Origin of the sequence: Bacillus cereus group sp. MYBK5-2, assembly GCF_051915685.1 — a bacterium.
GTDB lineage: Bacteria > Bacillota > Bacilli > Bacillales > Bacillaceae_G > Bacillus_A > Bacillus_A cereus.
The window spans coordinates 1,098,258-1,119,814 of record NZ_JBQAFE010000001.1; the positions used below are offsets into that span (position 1 = coordinate 1,098,258).

Here is a 21,557-nt window from a genome sequence, read left to right on the forward strand (position 1 = left end):
TCAACATTGTAAGTTTAACATAAATAAATTAAAATAATCATTGCTGTATATGAATAAATATACCTTTTACCTTGACTATATAAAGGAATTGTTGATAAGGTTAAATGTGAGTGTATAAAAGGTTTGCTAAAGGAGTTTTGAAATGAATCGGTTAAAATGGGGAAGGATGACAGTCCTATTAGTCATTATTTTAGGGATATGTTGGTTCTTATTCCAAGGAAATCAAAAGAGCGTAGCGAATGTAGAGGGACAACCTTTGCAAGTGGCAGAACTACCTAAAGCAGGATTTACTGAAAAAGTAGTCCCGCCAAAGTACATCCCACCAGAAATTAACGCAAAAGCAGCTATGATTATCGATGCGAGTGATGGAGATATTATTTATCAATATAATGAAAATGAAGCTTTTGCACCGGCTAGTATGTCTAAGATGATGACAGCGTATCTTCTACTAGAGAGTATACATAACGGGAAAGTTCGCTGGGAAGATCCAGTGAAAATAAGTGCGAAGGCGGCACAAACAGAGGGAGCGAGAATCCCAGTACAAGTTAATGACACATTAACTGTTAAAGATTTATATCATGCATTAATGATTGAGTCAGCTAATAATTCAGCTGTGGCTTTAGCAGAACATATGGCAAAATCGGAGCAAGATTTCGTTCAGCTTATGGATGCAAAAGCGAAACAGTTAAAAATGTCGGAACATGCTAAATTTGCAAATGCTTCTGGATTACAAGAGCCAGATGGAAGTGAAACAAAAATGACGGCTGGTGATGTAGCACAATTGGCATATCATCTTATAAAAGATTATCCGGAAATATTAGAAGTGACTCACTTACGTCAAAGTCAGCTAGCATTTAATAATATTAATGTTATAAGCACAAACGACATGTTAAATAAAAATAATAAAAGTTTATATATAGAAGGAATGGACGGACTAAAGACTGGATTTACAGATAGTGCAGGATACTGTTTTACTGGGACTGCAAAGCAAGGCGATAATCGAATTATTACAGTGGTCATGGGGACATCAAGTAAAACAAAACGTTTTACAGAGACAAATAAGTTAATGTCGTATGCATTTGGATTAGTTAATTAAGTAAGTAAAATACGAATCTAGATCGCTACATAAGTAAGACTGTTTGTTGTTACTAATTTTAGATAACAACAAACAGTCTTTTTATTTTCATTTTAAAAAGGAAAAAGGCTCTAAATACAAGTGTTATCATTTGAGTTTATTTGTTGCTGTGATATTATAAAGTTATAAGCTTATTAATAATAAGTTTGAGGGGGCGTAATATGATATATACATATGAAATAGCCTCAATTGAAAATTGGAGGGAATTATGATGGCAAAAGATTTTTACTCAGCAATTGAAGACAGAAGATCTATTTATGCAATTAGTAAAGAGCAAGTAGTTTCTGATGAGAAAATTCAAGAAGTGATTTATCATGCTGTAAAACATACACCTTCAGCTTTTAATTCTCAAAGTGCTCGTGTTGTTGTTTTATTAGGAGAACAACATGATAAATTATGGGATATTACGAAAGAAACGTTACGAAAAATTGTACCTGAAAATAACTTTGCACCTACTGAAGAAAAAATGAATGCATTTAAAAGTGGTTATGGAACGGTTTTATATTTTGAAGACAGTGAAGTAGTGGAAAGCCTTCAAGCTAACTTTGCATTATATAAAGATAATTTCCCAACTTGGTCTCAGCAATCATCAGGAATGTTACAATTTGCAATTTGGACAGCTTTAGAAATTGAAGGGTTTGGTGCTACGTTACAGCATTACAATCCGCTGATTGATGAAGAAGTGAGAAAAGAGTGGGATGTTCCAGAGAATTGGAAACTTATTGCGCAAATGCCATTTGGTAAACCGGTAGTACATGCTGGTGAAAAAGAATTCCAACCGCTAGAGGACCGTGTGAAAATTTATAAATAATTTAAAAAGGTGAACAGGAATATAACCTGTTCACCTTTTTTTATACGTAATAAGGGTTTTTTTGTCCGGCATTTTTCATCTGATTTTTTAATTCATTTTTACGTGTTTCAATAGCTGATACTTTTTGTAATGTTATCATTGAAACGAATTGAATAAAAGCATAGTATAGCTCTATATTTTTTTGTATTGGATCATCTATTATATTTCTCACAAATATGCCTCCTCTTTTTATTCCAATAAAAATCCGCATTAACGGGCAGCCCGAGTGGTGAGGGTTAAAAATTAGCGGAGGATGTATAAAACCCTTACCGATTAAAGTTTCATTTTATAAAATGAAACTTTAATCAGTTCGCTAAAATTCTTGTTTATTAAGATATGTATATAATACTATAAATATCCTATAAATTCCATTATAAGAAAAAGAGAACAGTTGATATAGTGTGTGTTTTCTTTAAAGGAGAAATGGCTTTTGTGAAATAAATCTTACAATTCGTCAAATTATTTCAAAATTGTAGATAGTATAGAAATTTAGTTTTCTAAAAATATTATACTATTGATAAATAGAGTGATTTTTGTCATGATGAAAGTATACTTCATGTAAGGAGCTTTATAAGGAAATACATACTTGAGTTTGTATTAGGTTAATAGAATTTTTTATAATAGATAGAAAAGGGATATTTTATATTAAAATATTAAATAGAATGTCGAATTTTCATGCGATATATAAGAAATTTGAAAAAACCATTGCAAAAACACTGTGTTTAATGATAAAGTTCACATGAAGTTCACACGGATTTCACTTTGTTCATTTAAAATGAACTCTGTGTGAAAAATAAAACTCTTGCTAAAAAATGGAACTGGATGAATATTTTACTTTGATAATATTGTAAAGTATTAAAGTTTTAGTTTTTTTTAAGAGGATAGTAGGGAAAGGAAGTAAAGACAACTTATGAAAAAAGTAATTGCAGGTTTAGCAGCAGCTTCTGTAGCTGGCGTTGCAGTTCCAGGAATGGATTCTGCTCATGCACAAGTTTCAAATGAAGCGCTAAAAGAAATTAATGGACAAACTCAAACTCAAACTCAAACGACTGTAACTGAAACAAAAACTGTAGAAACAACTTCTGAATTAAAATACACAGTAACTGCTGATGTATTAAATGTTCGTTCAGGTGCTGGTACAGGACATAACGTTATTTCTAAAGTAAAATCAGGCCAAGTGCTACAAGTAGTTGGACAAGAAAATGGTTGGTTCAAAGTAAACGTAAATGGTCAAACAGGTTATGTAAGTGGTGACTTCGTAACGACTGGTGGCAAAACAGGAACGACTGTTCAACAAGGAACAGGTACTTACACAGTAAACGTTTCTTCACTTAACGTACGTACAGGCCCAAGTACATCTCATACAGTATTAGGTTCTGTAAACAAAGGTAAAACAGTACAAGTTGTAGGTGAAGTACAAGATTGGTTTAAAATCAACTTCAATGGTGGAACTGGATACGTAAGCAAAGACTTCGTAACAAAAGGTGGTTCTGCTGTATCTAACGAAACACAACAACCAACTACAAACAACAATACTACAACAGTTCAAACTGGTGGTTCTTATGTTGTTAACACTGGTGCTTTAAAAGTACGTACAGGCCCAGCTACATACAACGCTGTAATCGGTGGAGTAACAAATGGTAAAGTATTAAACGTTACTGGTGCTGAAAATGGTTGGTACAAAATTAACCATAACGGCCGCACAGGTTACGTAAGTGCAGACTTCGTTAAGTTTGTAAAAGGCGGAGTAAACAACGTTACAAATAACAATAATGTTACAAATAACGTTCAACAACCAGGTAAAGACGTACAAAAACCAACAACAGGTGGAGATACATCTTCAATCGCTGGATTCGCTAGATCTTTAAATGGTTCACCATACAGAACTGCTGGTACAACACCTGCTGGTTTTGACTGCAGTGGATTCATTCACTACGTATTAAATCAAACTGGTCATAAAGGCGCTCGTCAAACAGTTGCTGGATACTGGAGCTCTAAAACAAAAACTAGCAATCCACAACCAGGTGATTTAGTATACTTCCAAAATACTTATAAATCAGGTCCTTCTCACATGGGTGTTTACTTAGGAAACGGTCAGTTCATTAGTGCAGAAACAGATGCAACTGGTGTACGTATTAGTTCTGTAAGTAACTCTTACTGGAGCAAGCACCTATTAGGTTACACAAAAGCATACTAAGAAAAAGTAGTTTTATATACTTTTCGTATAGAGAAAAGGCTTTCCAAGGAAACTTGGGAAGCCTTTTTATAGTTGAATAAATTGGAAGTTTAATAGTTTTTATTTTAACTTTCCATTTAAAAATCGATCATATAAGTCATGGAAATAGTTAGGACGAAATAAGTTCGCTGCATGTCCCGCTAACGGTATTTCCTTATATAGAACGTTAGGCAAAATAGATTTCAAATCAAATAGACAAGATTTATAGAGATGATCATGCTCTCCCATTACCCATAGTATAGGGTGAGGAAGTGATTTTAATTTAGATTTTAAATCGAATTCTAACCGATGTCGTAATGACTGGGCAATTATGGATGAATGTAATTGTAATCCGAAACGGTAGTAAATATTTCTTGAAATGACTGCGAACGGATTTGCTTTTAATATACCGCTTGGAAAAATAGTATTTGCGTATTGAGAGAGCCATTTAGAGTATTCATCTCCTCGCTTCTCCCAAAAATTTTGAAATACATTATATAAACGAGAAGGGTTATTGTAATGTCCTCCAATATGACAAATACTTAATACTTTTTCTGGATGCATTTGTGCGAAAATTGTAGAGATGTAACAGCCGTAACTTAGCGCACAAATATGTGCTTTTTTAATACCTTCTTGCTCATATAAGTTTAATAATTGATCTACGAGGCGCTGTAATGAAAAGTCGATTGCTTCTCCTTTATCATCACCGTGACCTAATAAGTCATAAGTTATAATGTTGTAGGAGGAAGAAAAACGTTTTTGCTCCTTTTTGAAGGCGCGACGATTGCCAACTAATCCATGAATAAAAATAATTGTTTCCTTTTCAGAATGTATATTTGTTTGCAAAAAGGATACTCCTTTCACTAACTGGAGATTTATATCGTGTTGTAAATTATTTATCTATAATTTACATAGAATAATATTAAGTACCAGGTAATAATATCAGATATTTATATCTGTTGTAAAGATGAGTTTTTATGTATATTTTGTAAAAATAGAAAAAGTGTGTTTACATTCAGTTTACATTTGTATCGTATTCTAATTTTAGAAAGAACAGTTTGGTTTAACACGAGGAGATGAACAGGAATGGAAGTTAGAAATGAAATGAAGAAAAAAGGGAGTTGGAGGCAGTTTTTACGCCTTATTCAAGATACAAATCCTCCGAAAGGAATTTTAGTTTTTGCGTTATTAATGAGTTTGCTTTCTACGGGAGCGAGTTTATTTATTCCTATGCTTACAAAAGGATTAGTAGATAATTTTTCGCTTTCTTCAATTAGTGCAGGACAAATTGTTGGATTAGTTGCTTTCTTTGTAATGCAAACTATTGCGGCAGGGTTGTCTATATATTTACTAAATTATATTGGGCAGAAGATTGTAGCGGGACTAAGAGAACGTTTGTGGAAAAAGGTACTTATCTTGCCGGTATCTTATTACGATCAAAATAGAACAGGTGATACAATTAGCCGTATGACGAATGATACAGGTGTAGTGAAAACGTTAATTTCTGAGCATTTGTCAAACTTATTAACAGGTGGTATTTCAATTGTTGGATCGTTAATTGTATTATTTGTTTTAGATTGGAAAATGACTGCGTTACTTTTAACGGTTATTCCGTTGTCTGTATTAATTTTAGTTCCACTTGGACGAAAAATGTATAAGATTTCAAAAGCGCTTCAAGATGAAACGGCATCTTTTACAAGTGTGTTAACGCAAGTGTTATCAGAAATTCGTTTAGTGAAATCTTCAAATACAGAAAAAAGAGAATATGAAACGGGTAACACAGGTATACAAAAGTTATTACAATTTGGTTTGAAAGAAGGGAAAGTGCAAGCATTAATTTCGCCAGTTATGTCGTTTGTTTTAATGGCACTACTTGTTATTATCGTAGGATATGGCGGGATGCGAGTTTCTAGCGGTGCATTAACAACCGGTGAACTTGTAGCGTTTATTTTGTATTTAGTTCAAATTGTAATGCCGATGAGTCAATTATCTATGTTCTTTACACAATTCCAAAAGGCAATTGGTGCAACGGAAAGAATTAGTACGATTTTAGAATATGAAGTAGAAGATCATGAAACTGGTGTGAAAGTGACAAATGCTAAGCAACCGATTGTTCTTGAAAATGTACATTTTGAGTATAACGAAGAAGAGCAAGTTTTGAAAAATATTGATTTCACAATTGAATCTGGAAAAGTGACAGCAATTGTAGGACCAAGTGGTAGTGGGAAAACAACGTTATTCTCATTATTGGAACGTTTTTATGAGCCAACTAGTGGCGCCATTAAATTAGGGGAAGAATCAATTACGAGTTATTCATTAGAGTCATGGCGACGTCAAATCGGTTACGTATCACAAGATAGTCCGTTAATTGATGGAACGATTCGTGATAATATTTGTTATGGTGTCGAGGGCGAAGTAACGGATGAAGAAATTGAAAAAGTAGCTACAATGGCATATGTTGATGCGTTTATTCATGACTTACCAAACGGTTATGCAACAGAAGTTGGAGAACGCGGTGTGAAGCTTTCTGGGGGACAAAGACAGCGAATTGCTATTGCCCGAGCGTTACTTCGAAATCCGCAAATTCTTATGCTCGATGAGGCAACTTCAAGCTTAGATAGTAAATCTGAGTCTGTCGTTCAAAAAGCATTAAATAACTTAATGAAAGGCAGAACAACATTAGTGATTGCACATAGACTTTCTACTGTTGTAGATGCAGATAAAATTATCTTTATTGAAAAAGGGAATCTTACAGGTAGTGGTACGCATGATGAATTATTACAGACGCATGATATGTATCGTGAGTTTGCAACGCAGCAATTGAAAATTAAAGAGGGTGCATTATAAAATGAATCATCAGTGGGATTTTACTCCACTGATGATTCATTTTTAAAAAATATATTAGATGCTAAGTAGAAAGGAAATGGTTCCTTTGATACCTAAAATTTTAATAGTAGACGACGATCCACACATTAGAGAACTCGTTTCCGTATTTTTAGAACGAGAAGGTTTTCAAACATATGAGGCAATTGATGGAGTAGATGCACTTCAGAAAATGGATGACGTAAAAGTCGATATGGTTATTCTTGATATCATGATGCCAAATATGGATGGATTTGATGTATGTTTTGAATTAAGAAAATACTATGATATCCCGGTTCTGATGCTAACTGCCAAAGGGGAAACATCACAAAAAGTAAAAGGATTTCACCTTGGGACAGATGATTATCTTGTAAAACCATTTGATCCTATAGAACTAGTAGTGAGAGTAAAGGCATTATTGAAACGTTACCAAATTACTGTTTCGCAATCGATTCAAGTTGGAGATGTATTATTAAATCGTAAAACATTCGAAGTTACATGTGGAGAACAAACGGTTACGTTACCGTTAAAAGAATTTGAGTTGCTCTTTACTTTAGGGTCTAAATCGGGAAGAACTTGTTCGAGAGAGCAATTAATTGAAGAAATATGGGGATATGATTTTGAAGGAAATGAACGTACACTAGACGTTCATATTAATCGGTTACGTGAGAAGTTTCAAGAAGAGCAGTCGAAATTTAGTATTAAAACAATAAGAGGATTAGGGTATCGCTTAGAGGTAAGTAAATGAGAAAAAGAAAACGAATGAGTAAGTTGAAGATGCTGAAAGTATTTGGGGCGGTATTAGCGCTCTTTTCTTTTCTTACTATCATTTGGTCTATCGCATTTTATGTAGCAACTAGTTTATTGAATGCTTTTGACGTAAACGTATCGCCGTTTGTTGCCTTTCTAATTAGTGATATGGTCGGTTTTGTCTTTATTATTCTTATTTGGACATTGATTGGAATATTAATGAGACCAAAACGAGAGGCGATGATTTGGACTATTATTGAACCGATACAAAAAATTGCAAAAGGAGACTTCTCCGTAAAAATAAGAAATGAAGAAAAGTATGATGGTGAAATTGGCGTGCTCGTAAAAAGTATAAATGATATGACAGATGAACTGAATACGATGGAGAAAATGAGACAAGAGTTTGTATCGAATGTTTCTCATGAAATACAGTCACCGTTAACTTCTATAAAAGGATTTGCTAGAGCACTACAAGACGATAATCTTTCTGAGGAAAAAAGAAAGCATTATCTTACCATTATTGAAACTGAAACAACGAGATTATCTAAACTAAGTCAAAATTTACTAAAGCTAACTCTTTTAGAATCAGAAGAGTATACACCAGAAAGAGTGAGCTATCGATTAGATCAACAATTAAAGCAAATTGTGTTAAATAGTGAACCACTCTGGGCTGAAAAAGAAATTGAGTTAGAACTAGATTTAGAAAAAGTATATGTTATTGCTGACCAAGAAAGTATGAGTCAAGTGTGGATTAATTTAATTCATAATAGTATTAAATTTACTCCAAGCGGTGGTACGATTACTATTCAGTTAAAGGAACATGAGACAGTAGTGGAAGTGCGTATCCGTGATTCAGGAATTGGTATATCAGAAGAACAGAAACAACATATTTTTGAGCGCTTTTATAAAGCGGATTCTTCACGAAATCGTGCCTATGGAGGAAGTGGCTTAGGTTTAGCTATTGTAAAGAAAGTACTCGACCTTCATCAAGGGGAGATAAAAGTGGAGAGTGAGGAAGGAAAAGGTACTGAATTTATTGTGCGTATGCCGAATCATGAAGAGAAATAGTGTTAGAAGGTTCTCCTTCTAACACTATTTCTCTTTAAAAATGCATTTACCGTTACTGCAATTATATTGATAAGCTTTTCCTTCGCTATTCATACGATATGAGTAATCGGATTCTTTATCTTTCTTAAAGTCAACGTATGCTTCTGCACCGTTTTTATCGTCATCTATATCAATGAATTGAACGTGTCGTATAGAATAATCTTTCTTTTCTCTTAAACCTCTTCCTTGCAAGTTTGTATGAATACCATCTACTAACTGGTCAAACAACGACCAGTTTAAATGAAGATGTTCAAATGACTCAGTGTGTCTTCCTAAAATACCGTTGTCTTGTATTATTTTTTTATTATCATCGTATGTATAAGAGTAGGTGAAATATGGTTCGTCTTTATATACTACTGTTGCATAATAGCCAATATTATAAAGGGGAGTATATTTTCCGATTATGTTTTGTATTTCTTCTTGCTTATAACCTTTTTTAGTATGGAGATAATGGCTAGTATCTTTTTCAATTACTTTATAATTTAGTGGGTTACCAAATATAAAGTACAGTGCAAACAATATGATACATAGTCCGACTGCAGTTAGTGACAAGCACCGTTTTTTTCTTTTCATACTCATACACTCTCCTATGCTGGATTTGTTTTTATTTTACATGAATAATGGTAAAAAAATGAAACTTATAAATAAAACCTTTCTATAGTTACCTACAAGTAACCTACGCACATGAAAGTGCATCATTGCCTTTTTACATAAACATAGATACAATTTTAATATAATACATAACTGAGATGATTAAGGAGTGTTATACTTGGCAGAATTATTACAAGGTAAAAATGCTTTAATTACAGGAGCAGGTAGAGGGATTGGTCGCGCTGTAGCAATCGCATTAGCGAAAGAAGGCGTAAATGTAGGCTTATTAGCTCGTTCAGAAGAAAACTTAAAAGCTGTAGCGAAAGAAGTAGAAGCAGAAGGTGTAAAAGCTGTTATTGCAACTGCTGATGTTTCTTCATACGAAGAAGTAACAACTGCGATTGAAACGTTAAAAAATGGTTTAGGATCTATCGATATTTTAATTAATAACGCTGGTATTTCTAAATTCGGTAAGTTTTTAGAACTAGACGTTGCTGATTGGGAAAAAATCATTCAAGTAAATTTAATGGGTGTATACTATGCAACTCGTGCAGCTTTACCGAGCATGATTGAACAACAATCTGGTGATATCATTAACATTTCATCTACAGCAGGACAAAAAGGCGCACCTGTAACAAGTGCATATAGTGCTTCTAAATTTGGTGTCCTTGGCTTAACAGAATCGTTAGCGATGGAAGTTCGCAAACATAACATTCGTGTAACAGCTTTAACTCCAAGTACAGTAGCAACTGATATGGCTGTAGATTTAGGATTAACTGATGGAAACCCTGATAAAGTAATGCAAGCAGAAGATATTGCAGAATTTATCGTAGCGCAGCTGAAATTAAATAAACGTACGTTTATTAAATCTGCTGGGCTTTGGTCTACTAATCCATAGGAATTAAATTTATATTTAAAAGAAGGGATATCTATTCTGTAAGGGGTAGATATCCCTTCTTTATTTTTTGTATTCGAGACAGAATTTTCGGTATAATTAAAAGTAAATGGTAGAAAGCATTGGGAAATTGAAAGGGATGGCAGTTGTAAAAGAGTGATGTAAGGAGGAAAAAGGGATGAAAAAGAAGTTTCAAAAATTATAACATGTATCGTGTATAACGAGATTAGCTCGTGGACCTCCAGTATACATAACACTATATTATATATTAAAAAATTGGAGGATATAAGTAGATGAGAACTGAAAAAGAAATGTTAGACGTAATTATAAATATAGCAAAAGAGGATGAAAGAATTCGAGCAGTTATCATGAATGGATCGCGTGTAAATCCAAATGTGAAAAGAGATTGTTTTCAAGACTATGATATTATGTATGTTGTAAATGATATACAATCTTTTACGTCTAATCATAATTGGGTTCATAGATTTGGAGAAATAATGATAGTACAAATGCCAGAAGAAATGTCGTTAGTTCAACCAGATGAAGATGGGAAGTTTCCGTATTTAATGCAGTTCATGGATGGGAATCGGATTGATTTAACGCTAGTTCCAGTTGAGTTAATAAAAAAGTTCGTTGGACAAGATAGTTTAAGTAAACTGCTTCTTGATAAAGATAATTGTCTGGAAGAATTCCCGCCAGCAAGCGATAAGGATTACTTAATAAAAAAGCCTACAGAAAAAGAGTTTTTGGATTGCTGTAATGAATTTTGGTGGTGTAGTACGAATATCGCAAAAGGGTTATGGCGAGAGGAACTTTCTTATGCAAAAGGAATGCTTGAAGGACCAGTGCGAGATATGTTCATCGTAATGCTAGAATGGCATATTGGTATGAAAACAGACTTTACAGTTAATACAGGGAAGTTTGGAAAGCATTTCGAGCAATATATTGAAGAAGATATGTGGGAGCAATTTAAAAGGACATTTTCTAATGCTGAATATGAAAACATATGGGAGTCATTCTTTGTCATGAGTGATTTATTTAGGGAAGTGGCGAACGAAATCGCTAACACATATGAATATCAATATCCGCAAGATGAGGATGATAAAGTGACGAATTATTTAAAACATGTGAAAGCTTTGCCAAAAGATAGTACATCAATTTATTAATAATATAAAGTAGTAAGGCTGTCCTAATTAAGGACAGTCTTATTTTTGTTTATGACTAACAATTTCTCTAACAAAGTGCAGATGAATCACATATGAAAATTTAGGGAGGTTTTTTATCATGTATTATTTTTATTCGCCACAAATGTTTGCTCCATATCAATGGGGACTAGAACGAGATGTTTCGTATGCTTATATGCCATATAACTCATTTTATTATGGAGAATATATAAGCGCATTGCCATACGTATATATTCCTCAAAACTATGAAGTGAAAATGAAAGCAGATGATCGTGGATCGTGGACACTATTTTCATGGGTTGAAAAATATGCGTACGCATTTTCAGGACCGTATAATAAAGCGGAAGTCGCTCTTACATTTGATGATGGACCAGATTTAGAATTCACGCCAAAAATTTTAGATAAGTTAAAACAACATAATGTAAAAGCTACTTTTTTCTTACTTGGTGAAAACGCAGAAAAATTTCCGAACGTAGTAAAGCGTATTGCAAATGAAGGGCATGTAATTGGTAATCATACGTATAGTCATCCGAACTTAGCGAAAGTAAATGAGGATGAGTACCGTAATCAAATTATAAAAACGGAAGAAATATTAAATCGTTTAGCTGGTTATGCACCGAAGTTTATACGTCCGCCATACGGTGAAATACTTGAAAATCAATTAAAATGGGCCACAGAGCAAAATTTTATGATTGTACAGTGGAGTGTTGATACAGTTGATTGGAAAGGTGTGAGTGCTGATACGATTACAAATAATGTGTTAGGGAATTCATTTCCTGGAAGTGTCATCCTCCAACATTCAACACCAGGTGGGCATTTACAAGGATCTGTAGATGCACTAGACAAAATCATTCCGCAGTTAAAAACGAAAGGGGCACGTTTTGTAACACTTCCAAGTATGTTCCAGACATCAAAAGAAAGAAAGTGAATGTGTTATAAATTAGGAAAATAAGGGTTATGTCGTATAATGAAAGTGTAAGTTAGGGGGATATAATTGATTGATGCACTAGTAAACATAGGAATAAGCATATTGATTGGTATTGTTTTTATATTTGCGGCAATTATTCTTCAAAAAAATCCACCGACCGATATTAATGCGGCATATGGTTATCGTACGAAACGATCTATGAAAAATAAGGAATTATGGGATGCGGGTAACAGGTATAGTGTAGAAGTGATGAAGCAGAACGGATTCATCATGATGTTAATTGGAAGTGTTATTAGTATACTGTTTAGATATCCATATACAATAATAGCGATTATGGTGGTTATGGTATTGTTAATCATTCGCTTATTTATACGAGTAGAGAACAGATTAAAGACAATTGAACAATGATGATAAGGAAAATAGGACTCTCAGTCAATGATAGATAGGAGTCCTATTATATTTACAAACTATTATTTTTTAGTAGTTCTTTTCCTTGTGCAACAACAAATTCATAGTATGCAAGATCATACGGATAAATATCTTCAAATGTTATCGTAATCGGTTTATTGTTTAAGACTGAAATCGTTTTTAAAGATGAAATCTCTCCATTTAATAGTTGTAGAAAAGAAGTTGCATGTACTTTCATCACATCGTCTACTTCTTCACCTGGTGCGAATGGAAGTGGATTGATGACATTGTGAAAATACATATGACAAAATTCACGATCAGTAAGATTTGAAATTTTATAGTCTATTTTAAAGATTCCTTTGTATACTAAATCAGTAGTTTGAAAGGAAAGCCCCAATTCTTCTTCGATTTCACGAAGACCACCAATTTGTACATCTTCATCATGCATAATATGTCCAGCTGAAGTAATATCCCATATACATGGAGCTTCTTTTTTATTTTTAGAGCGTAACTGGAAATATAAGAATATATCTTTAGCATCTTTTTCTACAAACCAACAGTGAAATGTTTCGTGCCAATCACCGTCACGATGCACTTCATCGCGTAATTTCTTCCCAAGTGTATTTCTTTCAGAATCAAATATTGTTAACCACTCTGTCATTTTAATTCCCCTTTCTGCAAATTTTATTATACAATATTCGTATTGAATTTTGGGAAAATAAAGAAAAAGGGGCGATTATAAGTGGAGATAGAGCGTATGGAAATAAAATCGATTATTTCAACAGAGGAAGAGTTACGAAAAATATTGGGGCAACCAAGTGAGCGAGCATTGAAAAAAGTTATTTCATCATTAGACCACCATTGTGTAGATTTCCTTTCTAAATCTCCTTTTCTAGTATTATCTACTGCAAATAAGTTGGGGGAGTGTGACGCCTCGCCGAGAGGAGACGCACCTGGATTTGTATACGTACTCAATAATAATAAAATTATCATTCCAGAAAGACCAGGAAATCGTCGTATAGACTCCATTTTGAATATTATTTCAAATCCACGTGTAGGACTAATCTTTTTTATTCCAGGTCTTGGGGAGACACTCAGAATAAATGGCCGAGCATATATTACAAACGACGAAGAAATTTTGAAAGAAATGCAGGCGAATGGACGCAATCCGTTACTTGGAATTGTTGTTGAAATAGAAGAGTGTTACATTCATTGTGCAAAAGCGTTTATTCGTTCTAAGATGTGGGAATCAGAATATTGGTTAAATAAAAAAGAGTTACCTTCAGCAGCAAAAATGTTGCTGGAGCATGCGAAAGTGAATACTTCAGAAGAAGATGTTGCACGTTCTTTAGAAGAAAGTTATACAAAAAGATTGTATTGAAAATTTTATTGATATAGTTTTGTAAGGTGGGTATGTACGGGTTTTAGAATGGGGAATTTATCCCGCATTAACGGGCAGTAAGACTCCTACCTCAAAATTCAGCGAAAACAAAGAAGTTAGGTGGGGATAAACAAAATCCCCACTGATTAAAGTTTCACTTTATATATGAACCGTTGATTTATAAACTGGAGAAATGACAAAATAGGTAAATTGAGTGGCAGTTGCATAATGTTATTGTGAAATATAATAAAAAAATATTTTGAAAATAGTTAGTAAAAATAGGCTTGCTTTTTAAAAAGTTGATAACTATAATAAGTTAACAAATAGACATGAACGAAAAAGTAATGATAAGGACACGAAATCATTTTTACGGTTTACAGAGAGGGAAGTCAAGGGTGTGAGCTTCCTAACACGAGAAATGGTTTTACCACCTTTGAACTTCAATAGTGAACGAGTAATCTAGTAATTATTGGCGGTATCAGCCGTTATCTGAACTTGAGCAATCTAGGAGGAGGTACGTCTAGATTGGAACAAGGGTGGAACCACGAAAACACATTCGTCCCTTTCCTAGGGAAGAGTGTGTTTTTTTATAGTATTATAGATTGAAAATTTAAAATAATTAAAAAATAGTATTGATTTTGTTTTTTATGCGAGTATAATGAGTTAACAAATAAACATGAACGAAAAAAGTAACGATAAGGACACGAAATCATTTTTACGGTTTACAGAGAGGGAAGCCAAGGGTGTGAGCTTCCTAACACGAGAAATGATTTTACCACCTTTGAACTTCAATAGTGAACGAGTAATCTAGTAATTATTGACGGTATCAGCCGTTATCTGAACTTGAGCAATCTAGGAGGAGGTACGTCTAGATTGGAACAAGGGTGGAACCACGAAAACACATTCGTCCCTTTCCTAGGGAAGAGTGTGTTTTTTTATTACTTTGAAAGGAGGTGCGGTAATATGAAACGATTTATAAGTACGGAAATAACCACCACCTGCATGACAAAAAAGCAGAGTAAGGTGATTTATAGATGTAACAATTAAACTTTTAGGAGGAGATTAGAAGATGAATAACGTTATAAATGTTGGGGTATTAGGTTTAGGTACGGTCGGAAGTGGTGTTGTTCATATTTTGAAAGAACATTATAAAAAAATCGCACTTGATACAGGATACGAAGTGAAAGTGAAAACAGTCGTTGTACGTGATTTGGAAAAAGAACGCGATGTTTGTATTGATGGAATTGCAGTAACAAGTCATGCAGATGAAGTTCTAAATGATTCAAATATTGATATTGTAGTAGAGGTAATGGGTGGAATTGAAGAAGCAAAGCAGCATATTGTTAAGGCTTTACGAAATAAAAAGCATGTCGTAACAGCAAATAAAGATTTAATGGCTGTATATGGTGCAGAGCTTCTTCAACTGGCGAACGATAATGATTGTGATTTATGTTACGAAGCGAGTGTAGCGGGCGGTATTCCAGTGTTAAGAGGACTAACTGACGGGCTAGCATCAGATCAAATTGAAAAAATAATGGGAATTGTAAATGGTACAACAAATTATATGTTAACAAAAATGAGTCAAAATGGATGGTCTTATGAAGAGGCTTTACAGGAAGCGCAAAAATTAGGTTTTGCAGAATCGGATCCGACAGCAGATGTAGATGGACTAGATGCGGCGAGAAAGGTAGCAATTCTTGCAAACTTAGGTTTTTCGATGAATGTTTCATTAGATGATGTGCAAGTAAGAGGGATTCGAAAGGTCGAAAAAGAAGATTTACAAATGGCTGAAAAGTTAGGATTTACTATGAAGTTAATTGGTAAGGCTGAAAAACAAGGATCAGCCATTCATTTAAGTGTAGAACCGACGCTTTTACCGAGCCAGCATCCATTATCAAATGTGAATAATGAATTTAATGCAGTATATGTTCACGGTCAAGCGGTAGGAGAAGTAATGTTTTACGGACCTGGAGCTGGAAAGTTGCCAACTGGTTCTGCTGTAGTAAGTGATATTATTTCCATCGTTAAAAATATGAATCAAGTGCCGAAAAATAAAAGTGCGTTAAAAGAACCAGTTCCTTATGAATTACAAGGTGATGAAGAAGTAGTTTCGAAATATTTCTTGCGTATTTCATTACGAGATGAGCCTGGGATGTTACAAAAAATAACAGAATGTTTCGTTAATTACTCTGTAAGTTTAAAAGAAGTTATTCAATTACCTTTAAACCGTGAACTGGCAGAAGTTGTTGTTGTGACACATCGAACTTCCAAGTATCAATTTGAACGAGTTTTAGGAGCGATAGAAGCTGTCGCAAGTGAAATAAACAGTTACTACATTATTGAGGAGGAAAAACAATATGTATAAAGGACTATTAAAACAGTATGCTTCTTATTTACCGGTGAATGAAAATACACCTGATGTCAGCTTAATGGAAGGAAACACACCACTTATTCCATTATTAAACATATCAAAACAATTAGGGATTCAGCTATACGGTAAGTACGAAGGAGCGAATCCGACAGGTTCTTTTAAAGATCGTGGTATGGTCATGGCAGTTGCTAAGGCGAAAGAAGAAGGTTCAGAAGCAATCATTTGTGCATCAACAGGTAATACATCAGCATCAGCTGCAGCATATGCGGCACGTCTTGGGATGAAATGCATTATCGTAATACCAGAAGGAAAGATTGCACATGGAAAATTAGCGCAAGCGGTCGCTTATGGAGCTGAAATTATTTCAATAGAAGGGAATTTCGATGATGCACTTAAGGCTGTAAGAAATATTGCTGCAGAAGAGCCGATTACGTTAGTAAATTCAGTGAATCCTTATCGAATTGAAGGGCAAAAAACGGCAGCATTTGAAATTTGTGACCAATTGCAAAATGCACCAGATGTTCTAGCTATCCCTGTTGGGAACGCAGGAAATATTACAGCATATTGGAAAGGTTTCTGTGAATATGAGAAAGAAAAAGGTTATAAGAAGCCAAGAATCCATGGTTTTGAAGCGGAAGGAGCAGCTGCAATTGTAAAAGGGCATGTAATTGAAGAACCTGAAACAATTGCAACAGCGATTCGCATCGGTAACCCAGCAAGTTGGTCATATGCAGTAGAGGCTGCCGAGCAGTCTCGTGGTGAAATAGATATGGTATCAGATGAAGAAATTTTACATGCGTATAGGTTATTAGCAAAAACTGAAGGAGTTTTCGCTGAACCAGGATCAAATGCTTCATTAGCCGGCGTAATTAAACATGTTGAATCTGGAAAAATCAAAAAGGGAGAAACAGTTGTTGCAGTATTAACTGGAAATGGTTTGAAGGATCCTGATATCGCTATTTCTTCAAATCAACTAGACATCGCAAGTGTGTCAAATGATATAGAACAAATTAAAGATCATATTAAAGGGGTGATTATGTCGTGATACCATTTAGCGTTCGTGTCCCTGCTAGTACGGCGAATGTTGGTCCTGGATTTGATTCAGTTGGAATAGCTTTGTCATTGTATTTAGATGTGGTGGTTAAAGAAAAAGCTGATAAATGGCAAGTAATCCATTCCTTTGAAGAATCAATTCCAGCAGACGATAAAAATTTAATCGTTAGCACGGCATGTAAAGTATGTCCTTCTATATCACCCCATATAATAGAAGTTACTAGTAATATCCCATTAACGAGAGGGCTAGGAAGTAGTGCATCAGCGATTGTAGCTGGGATAGAGCTTGCGAATCAACTAGGCAATTTGAACTTAACTGCTGATCAAAAAGTTCAAATTGCTACAAATTTTGAAGGACATCCTGATAATGTTGCTGCTTCTATATTAGGTGGAACTGTAATTGGAGCACTTGATGGAAAGGATGTTTCCGTCGTAAGAATTGAGAGCAAGGAATTAGGTGTAGTTTCTCTCATTCCGAATGAAGAATTAAATACAGATGAAAGTCGATCTGTATTACCAAAGATGTTTCCGTTTCATGAGGCAGTTAAAGCGAGTGCGATAAGTAACGTATTAGTAGCTGCATTATGTCAAAAGCGGTGGGAAGTTGTAGGTGAAATGATGGAGAGAGACCATTTTCACGAGCTATATCGTTTAGAACTCGTACCGTTATTACCATCTATTCGTAAATGCGCAAAAGAATTTGGTGCGTACGGCACAGCACTTAGCGGTGCGGGACCATCTATTTTTATATTAACACCATATGAGAAACGTCAAGAAATCGCTGGGCAGTTAGCGAGAGTATTTACAGATATGAAAGTATGTGAGCTTGAAATCGACCATAAAGGTATTATTGTAAATAAGGAAGAGCATATTGGATCGTAAAGAAAGCTGGCATGGCTAGCTTTCTTTACGTTGCAAACCTATTTTAAATTAGGTTTTTTCGGAAGAAAATATAAAACAAATGTTGATTTTGAATAATGTAAGTAAAGAGTGCATTCATTTTGGAGGTGATTACATGAATAAAGAGTCACCAGAAGAAAAAAGAGAGCGTATGAGACAAAGTGAATTAAAAAGTAATCTTACGGGTTCTTTACATGACGGACTCAATAGAGCGGAAACAGGTAGTCCAGTTGATATAGCAGGCGGTATGAATTGGAAAGGCACAGGAATAATCATTTTAGTACTATTTTTAGGATACATTGTATACACTTATTTTTTCAGTTGAAGAATGCTTGTTAAAATTTTGATTTGTTTAGTTTCATAATTATTGAGAAAAAACGCAGTTACTGTATTACATATCTTCTAAGCAAGTTATAGTTGTTCATATCAACTTTTAATACTCCAAATAGAGCTAGCAAAATGCTAGCTCTATTATTTTTTGCCACATTCCTGTAACAAAGCACCTGTATATTCATTGGTGGAGGTGCAGAGGATGAAAAAAATGATAGCGATATGTCTTCTTACAACTATGTCGTTTTCGACTTTAGTCGGTTGTGACGTAAAAGGTAGTAATGCTGTACAAGAGTCTAAAATAAAGAAAGCGACGTATAAAGATTTTACTTATGATGTAAATCCAGAAACATTCACATTAACTGTAGAACATGAGGGGGTAAAGGAACAGGCATCACAACCCCTACCGAAAATGAAGGTATCGAATGTAAAAAAAGAAAAGGATCGTACATCGTGGGAATATCCAGATCAAAAAGTAAAAATAAAATTAGAAAAGAAAAAAGACCACTTAAACATTGAAGTGGAATCGACTGGTGCAGAAAGCTTTACATGGCCGAAAGTAGAAGCTGAAAATTATACACTTCCGTTATGGGAGGGTAAGCAAATTCCGAGCAATGATGAGAATTGGAAGAAGTTTTTAAAGGATGATGCATATTCATTTGCTGAATCATTTTCTATGAAGTTTTTCGCATTAAATGGTTCGAAATATTCAATTGTATATATTGCAAAGAATATGTTTAATAATGAATTGAAATTTCATTCGGATCCGAAAATAGGATTTGATTTTACACATGAATTTCCGAGCATAAATAAAAATAAAACATATGGATTTCAATTATATGTGACAAATAATGATGCGGTAAGCATTACTAAACTGTATAAGGATGATATTGTTCGAAAAGGTGAATTTAAAACATTACAAGAAAAGGCTAGAAAAAATAAAGAAATCGAAAAGTTATATGGAGCGGCGCATTTTTATTTTTGGAATCAAAATGGTTTATCAGAAAGTAATATAAATTGGTCAAAACTAAGAGAGCAAATAAATAGCCCGCTGTTTAGTCATATAAAAGAACTTATTCAAAAGAATAGTTCAGAGCCTGGGGAACTGAATGTATTAGATCAAGTAAGTAAACAAGATTTTATTGATAAGTATCAAAAAAATGTTATTTTACGTTATATAAACGAAGTGTTATCTATGAAGGAATTTTATAAAGAGGATATTTTTCAAAACGTTAATCAGGAAGCTAGTGTGCTATTAAAGAAAGGTGTAGGTCACTTAACGAATACAGAATTGTATAGCTTAAATAAGCATTTATTAAAGTCGCTACTTGGTGATGCGGTTGAAGAGGTAAGTAAATGGGGTAATGCAGATGGAACGGACATACTAAAGGAAATGAAAGAGGCAGGAATAGAAAAAGCATGGATTGGTCTGCCGAACTGGGAACAAGGATTTATGCAACCTAATTTCGTGACAAAAGCTAAGGAAATGGGGTATTTAGTTGGTCCGTATGATTCATATCATTCCATTCACGAAAAAAGTGATAAAAATTGGAACACAGCATCCTTTAATGACCCATCATTATACGAAGAGGCTACTGTAACGAAGAAAAACGGAGAAAAGGTGCAAGGCTTTTTAGGTAGAGGTCGCAAGTTAAACCCGACTTTATCGCTGCCTAGTGTAAAGGAACGCATGAATGATATATTACAAAATGGTCCTAAATATAATTCATGGTTTATTGATTGTGATGCGACAGGTGAAATTTACGATGACTATTCAGCGAAACATATAACGACGCAAGAGCAAGATTTAAAAGCACGTTTAAAACGAATGGACTACATTGCGCAAGAAAAGGGTATGGTCGTTGGTTCTGAAGGCGGAAATGATTTTGCTAGTAGTACGATTGCATTTGCACACGGAATTGAAACACCTGTTATTAAATGGGACGATGAAGATATGCGGAAAAATAAAACAAGTCCGTATTATGTCGGTGGATATTGGTCACCAAATCAAAATGTGCCTGAAAAATATGCAAAACAAGTACCATTGAAAGAAGAATATAAACAAGTATATTTAAACCCAGTATATTCGGTACCATTATATAAATTAGTATACAATGATTCCGTTATTACAACGCATCATTGGGAATGGGGAAGTTTAAAGGTAAAAGATGAAGTTGGAAATCGAATGCTGTCTGAATTATTGTATAATGTTCCTCCGTTGTACCATTTAGATGAAGTAGAGTGGAATAAGCATAAAAAAGAAATTACAGAGCATCTAAAAGTTTGGAATGAAGTTCATGAAAAAGCAGTAAAAGAAGAGATGACGAATTTTGCGTATTTGTCAGAAGATAAGCTAGTACAATCTGTTTCTTATGGAAAAGATATTAAAATCATTGTGAACTTCTCAAATGAAGACATGGAAATAGAAAAAACGAAAATAAAAGCAAAGTCGGCTTACATTGATAATCAGGGGAAGAAAAGTGTGTATACGCCGTTTGAGAAATAATAAAGTTAAATATACTGTATTCATAGAGATTTTATAATTAGCTGGATTCTTTATTCATATCGTTTGTTAGAAAAAAGACATTCTAATTTAA

The 21,557-nt window shown here is 34.2% G+C and carries 20 protein-coding genes and 2 other annotated features; of the genes, 16 read left to right on the forward strand and 4 right to left on the reverse strand.

Features of this window, described 5'->3' with window-relative positions:
* Positions 1 to 142 precede the first annotated feature (142 nt).
* Positions 143 to 1,096, forward strand: a complete 954-nt coding sequence (locus tag ACTFP3_RS05875) for a D-alanyl-D-alanine carboxypeptidase family protein (protein WP_440009614.1) — start codon at positions 143 to 145, stop codon at positions 1,094 to 1,096.
* 247 nt (positions 1,097 to 1,343) lie between these two features.
* Positions 1,344 to 1,946, forward strand: coding sequence for a nitroreductase family protein (locus ACTFP3_RS05880; RefSeq protein ID WP_001987122.1), 603 nt, complete (start codon positions 1,344 to 1,346; stop codon positions 1,944 to 1,946).
* Positions 1,947 to 1,986: 40 nt separating this feature from the next.
* Here the strand turns inward: ACTFP3_RS05880 and ACTFP3_RS05885 are convergent, their stop codons facing one another.
* On the reverse strand, positions 1,987 to 2,157 hold the full coding sequence (locus ACTFP3_RS05885; protein ID WP_001244279.1) for a hypothetical protein: 171 nt from the start codon (positions 2,155 to 2,157) through the stop codon (positions 1,987 to 1,989).
* 738 nt (positions 2,158 to 2,895) lie between these two features.
* Here ACTFP3_RS05885 and entFM point away from each other — a divergent pair.
* On the forward strand, positions 2,896 to 4,182 hold the full coding sequence (entFM, locus tag ACTFP3_RS05890; RefSeq protein ID WP_000755513.1) for an enterotoxin EntFM: 1,287 nt from the start codon (positions 2,896 to 2,898) through the stop codon (positions 4,180 to 4,182).
* A 99-nt stretch (positions 4,183 to 4,281) separates the two neighbouring features.
* Here the strand turns inward: entFM and ACTFP3_RS05895 are convergent, their stop codons facing one another.
* A complete protein-coding gene (locus tag ACTFP3_RS05895; RefSeq protein WP_001194309.1) occupies positions 4,282 to 5,046 on the reverse strand; it encodes an alpha/beta fold hydrolase in 765 nt (254 codons plus the stop codon).
* A 240-nt stretch (positions 5,047 to 5,286) separates the two neighbouring features.
* Between ACTFP3_RS05895 and ACTFP3_RS05900 the strand changes: the two genes are divergently transcribed.
* The 3 genes from ACTFP3_RS05900 to hitS all read left to right on the forward strand — a co-directional run bounded on the left by ACTFP3_RS05900 (position 5,287) and on the right by hitS (position 8,880).
* Complete coding sequence (locus ACTFP3_RS05900) at positions 5,287 to 7,047, forward strand: ABC transporter ATP-binding protein (RefSeq protein WP_440009618.1); 1,761 nt, start codon at positions 5,287 to 5,289, stop codon at positions 7,045 to 7,047.
* An 85-nt stretch (positions 7,048 to 7,132) separates the two neighbouring features.
* Complete coding sequence (hitR, locus tag ACTFP3_RS05905; protein ID WP_153580759.1) at positions 7,133 to 7,810, forward strand: envelope stress response regulator transcription factor HitR; 678 nt, start codon at positions 7,133 to 7,135, stop codon at positions 7,808 to 7,810.
* Positions 7,807 to 8,880 carry an envelope stress sensor histidine kinase HitS gene (gene hitS / locus ACTFP3_RS05910; RefSeq protein ID WP_001231627.1) on the forward strand — a complete coding sequence of 358 codons (1,074 nt, stop codon included), beginning with the start codon at positions 7,807 to 7,809 and terminating at the stop codon, positions 8,878 to 8,880. Before hitR ends, hitS begins: the two co-directional genes overlap by 4 nt.
* 24 nt (positions 8,881 to 8,904) lie before the next feature.
* Here hitS and ACTFP3_RS05915 read toward each other — a convergent pair whose 3' ends face one another.
* Positions 8,905 to 9,498: a DUF3139 domain-containing protein gene (locus tag ACTFP3_RS05915; RefSeq protein ID WP_440009623.1), complete on the reverse strand. Its 594-nt coding sequence runs from the start codon at positions 9,496 to 9,498 to the stop codon at positions 8,905 to 8,907.
* 190 nt (positions 9,499 to 9,688) lie between these two features.
* On the opposite strand from ACTFP3_RS05915, the gene ACTFP3_RS05920 reads away from it, so the two are divergent.
* The 4 genes from ACTFP3_RS05920 (at position 9,689) to ACTFP3_RS05935 (ending at position 12,925) form a co-directional block, all read left to right on the forward strand.
* Positions 9,689 to 10,408, forward strand: a complete 720-nt coding sequence (locus ACTFP3_RS05920) for a 3-ketoacyl-ACP reductase (RefSeq protein ID WP_000818985.1) — start codon at positions 9,689 to 9,691, stop codon at positions 10,406 to 10,408.
* A gap of 290 nt (positions 10,409 to 10,698) precedes the next feature.
* Positions 10,699 to 11,571, forward strand: coding sequence for an aminoglycoside 6-adenylyltransferase (locus ACTFP3_RS05925; RefSeq protein WP_440009625.1), 873 nt, complete (start codon positions 10,699 to 10,701; stop codon positions 11,569 to 11,571).
* A 118-nt stretch (positions 11,572 to 11,689) separates the two neighbouring features.
* Positions 11,690 to 12,517, forward strand: a complete 828-nt coding sequence (locus ACTFP3_RS05930; RefSeq protein ID WP_440009628.1) for a peptidoglycan-N-acetylglucosamine deacetylase — start codon at positions 11,690 to 11,692, stop codon at positions 12,515 to 12,517.
* Positions 12,518 to 12,583: 66 nt separating this feature from the next.
* A complete protein-coding gene (locus ACTFP3_RS05935) occupies positions 12,584 to 12,925 on the forward strand; it encodes an SdpI family protein (RefSeq protein ID WP_440009631.1) in 342 nt (113 codons plus the stop codon).
* A 52-nt stretch (positions 12,926 to 12,977) separates the two neighbouring features.
* Here the strand turns inward: ACTFP3_RS05935 and ACTFP3_RS05940 are convergent, their stop codons facing one another.
* Positions 12,978 to 13,586, reverse strand: coding sequence for an NUDIX domain-containing protein (locus ACTFP3_RS05940; RefSeq protein ID WP_326036013.1), 609 nt, complete (start codon positions 13,584 to 13,586; stop codon positions 12,978 to 12,980).
* A gap of 81 nt (positions 13,587 to 13,667) precedes the next feature.
* Between ACTFP3_RS05940 and ACTFP3_RS05945 the strand changes: the two genes are divergently transcribed.
* The 6 genes from ACTFP3_RS05945 to ACTFP3_RS05970 all read left to right on the forward strand — a co-directional run bounded on the left by ACTFP3_RS05945 (position 13,668) and on the right by ACTFP3_RS05970 (position 21,466).
* Complete coding sequence (locus ACTFP3_RS05945; RefSeq protein ID WP_440009634.1) at positions 13,668 to 14,306, forward strand: pyridoxamine 5'-phosphate oxidase family protein; 639 nt, start codon at positions 13,668 to 13,670, stop codon at positions 14,304 to 14,306.
* A 335-nt stretch (positions 14,307 to 14,641) separates the two neighbouring features.
* Positions 14,642 to 14,873: a binding site (T-box leader), on the forward strand.
* 116 nt (positions 14,874 to 14,989) lie between these two features.
* Positions 14,990 to 15,221 (forward strand) — a binding site (T-box leader).
* Positions 15,222 to 15,375: 154 nt separating this feature from the next.
* On the forward strand, positions 15,376 to 16,671 hold the full coding sequence (locus ACTFP3_RS05950) for a homoserine dehydrogenase (protein WP_016124457.1): 1,296 nt from the start codon (positions 15,376 to 15,378) through the stop codon (positions 16,669 to 16,671).
* Entirely contained in the window at positions 16,664 to 17,722 is a 1,059-nt protein-coding gene (thrC, locus tag ACTFP3_RS05955; protein WP_000276438.1) for a threonine synthase, read from the forward strand. Before ACTFP3_RS05950 ends, thrC begins: the two co-directional genes overlap by 8 nt.
* Positions 17,719 to 18,612: a homoserine kinase gene (gene thrB / locus ACTFP3_RS05960; protein WP_440009638.1), complete on the forward strand. Its 894-nt coding sequence runs from the start codon at positions 17,719 to 17,721 to the stop codon at positions 18,610 to 18,612. Before thrC ends, thrB begins: the two co-directional genes overlap by 4 nt.
* 133 nt (positions 18,613 to 18,745) lie before the next feature.
* A complete protein-coding gene (locus ACTFP3_RS05965; protein WP_326036015.1) occupies positions 18,746 to 18,955 on the forward strand; it encodes a DUF6366 family protein in 210 nt (69 codons plus the stop codon).
* A gap of 207 nt (positions 18,956 to 19,162) precedes the next feature.
* Positions 19,163 to 21,466, forward strand: a complete 2,304-nt coding sequence (locus tag ACTFP3_RS05970; protein ID WP_324659039.1) for a glycoside hydrolase — start codon at positions 19,163 to 19,165, stop codon at positions 21,464 to 21,466.
* Positions 21,467 to 21,557: the final 91 nt, after the last annotated feature.

What these genes read in the sequence shown, in the direction of transcription:
- entFM (WP_000755513.1), top strand. Translation starts at nt 2,896, where the DNA reads ATGAAAAAAGTAATTGCAGGTTTAGCAGCAGCTTCTGTAGCTGGCGTT.
- thrC (WP_000276438.1), top strand. Translation starts at nt 16,664, where the DNA reads ATGTATAAAGGACTATTAAAACAGTATGCTTCTTATTTACCGGTGAAT.
- ACTFP3_RS05930 (WP_440009628.1), top strand. Translation starts at nt 11,690, where the DNA reads ATGTATTATTTTTATTCGCCACAAATGTTTGCTCCATATCAATGGGGA.
- ACTFP3_RS05880 (WP_001987122.1), top strand. Translation starts at nt 1,344, where the DNA reads ATGATGGCAAAAGATTTTTACTCAGCAATTGAAGACAGAAGATCTATT.
- ACTFP3_RS05940 (WP_326036013.1), bottom strand. Translation starts at nt 13,586, where the DNA reads ATGACAGAGTGGTTAACAATATTTGATTCTGAAAGAAATACACTTGGG.
- ACTFP3_RS05970 (WP_324659039.1), top strand. Translation starts at nt 19,163, where the DNA reads ATGAAAAAAATGATAGCGATATGTCTTCTTACAACTATGTCGTTTTCG.
- ACTFP3_RS05915 (WP_440009623.1), bottom strand. Translation starts at nt 9,498, where the DNA reads ATGAGTATGAAAAGAAAAAAACGGTGCTTGTCACTAACTGCAGTCGGA.
- hitS (WP_001231627.1), top strand. Translation starts at nt 7,807, where the DNA reads ATGAGAAAAAGAAAACGAATGAGTAAGTTGAAGATGCTGAAAGTATTT.
- ACTFP3_RS05950 (WP_016124457.1), top strand. Translation starts at nt 15,376, where the DNA reads ATGAATAACGTTATAAATGTTGGGGTATTAGGTTTAGGTACGGTCGGA.
- ACTFP3_RS05965 (WP_326036015.1), top strand. Translation starts at nt 18,746, where the DNA reads ATGAATAAAGAGTCACCAGAAGAAAAAAGAGAGCGTATGAGACAAAGT.
- ACTFP3_RS05875 (WP_440009614.1), top strand. Translation starts at nt 143, where the DNA reads ATGAATCGGTTAAAATGGGGAAGGATGACAGTCCTATTAGTCATTATT.
- ACTFP3_RS05925 (WP_440009625.1), top strand. Translation starts at nt 10,699, where the DNA reads ATGAGAACTGAAAAAGAAATGTTAGACGTAATTATAAATATAGCAAAA.
- ACTFP3_RS05900 (WP_440009618.1), top strand. Translation starts at nt 5,287, where the DNA reads ATGGAAGTTAGAAATGAAATGAAGAAAAAAGGGAGTTGGAGGCAGTTT.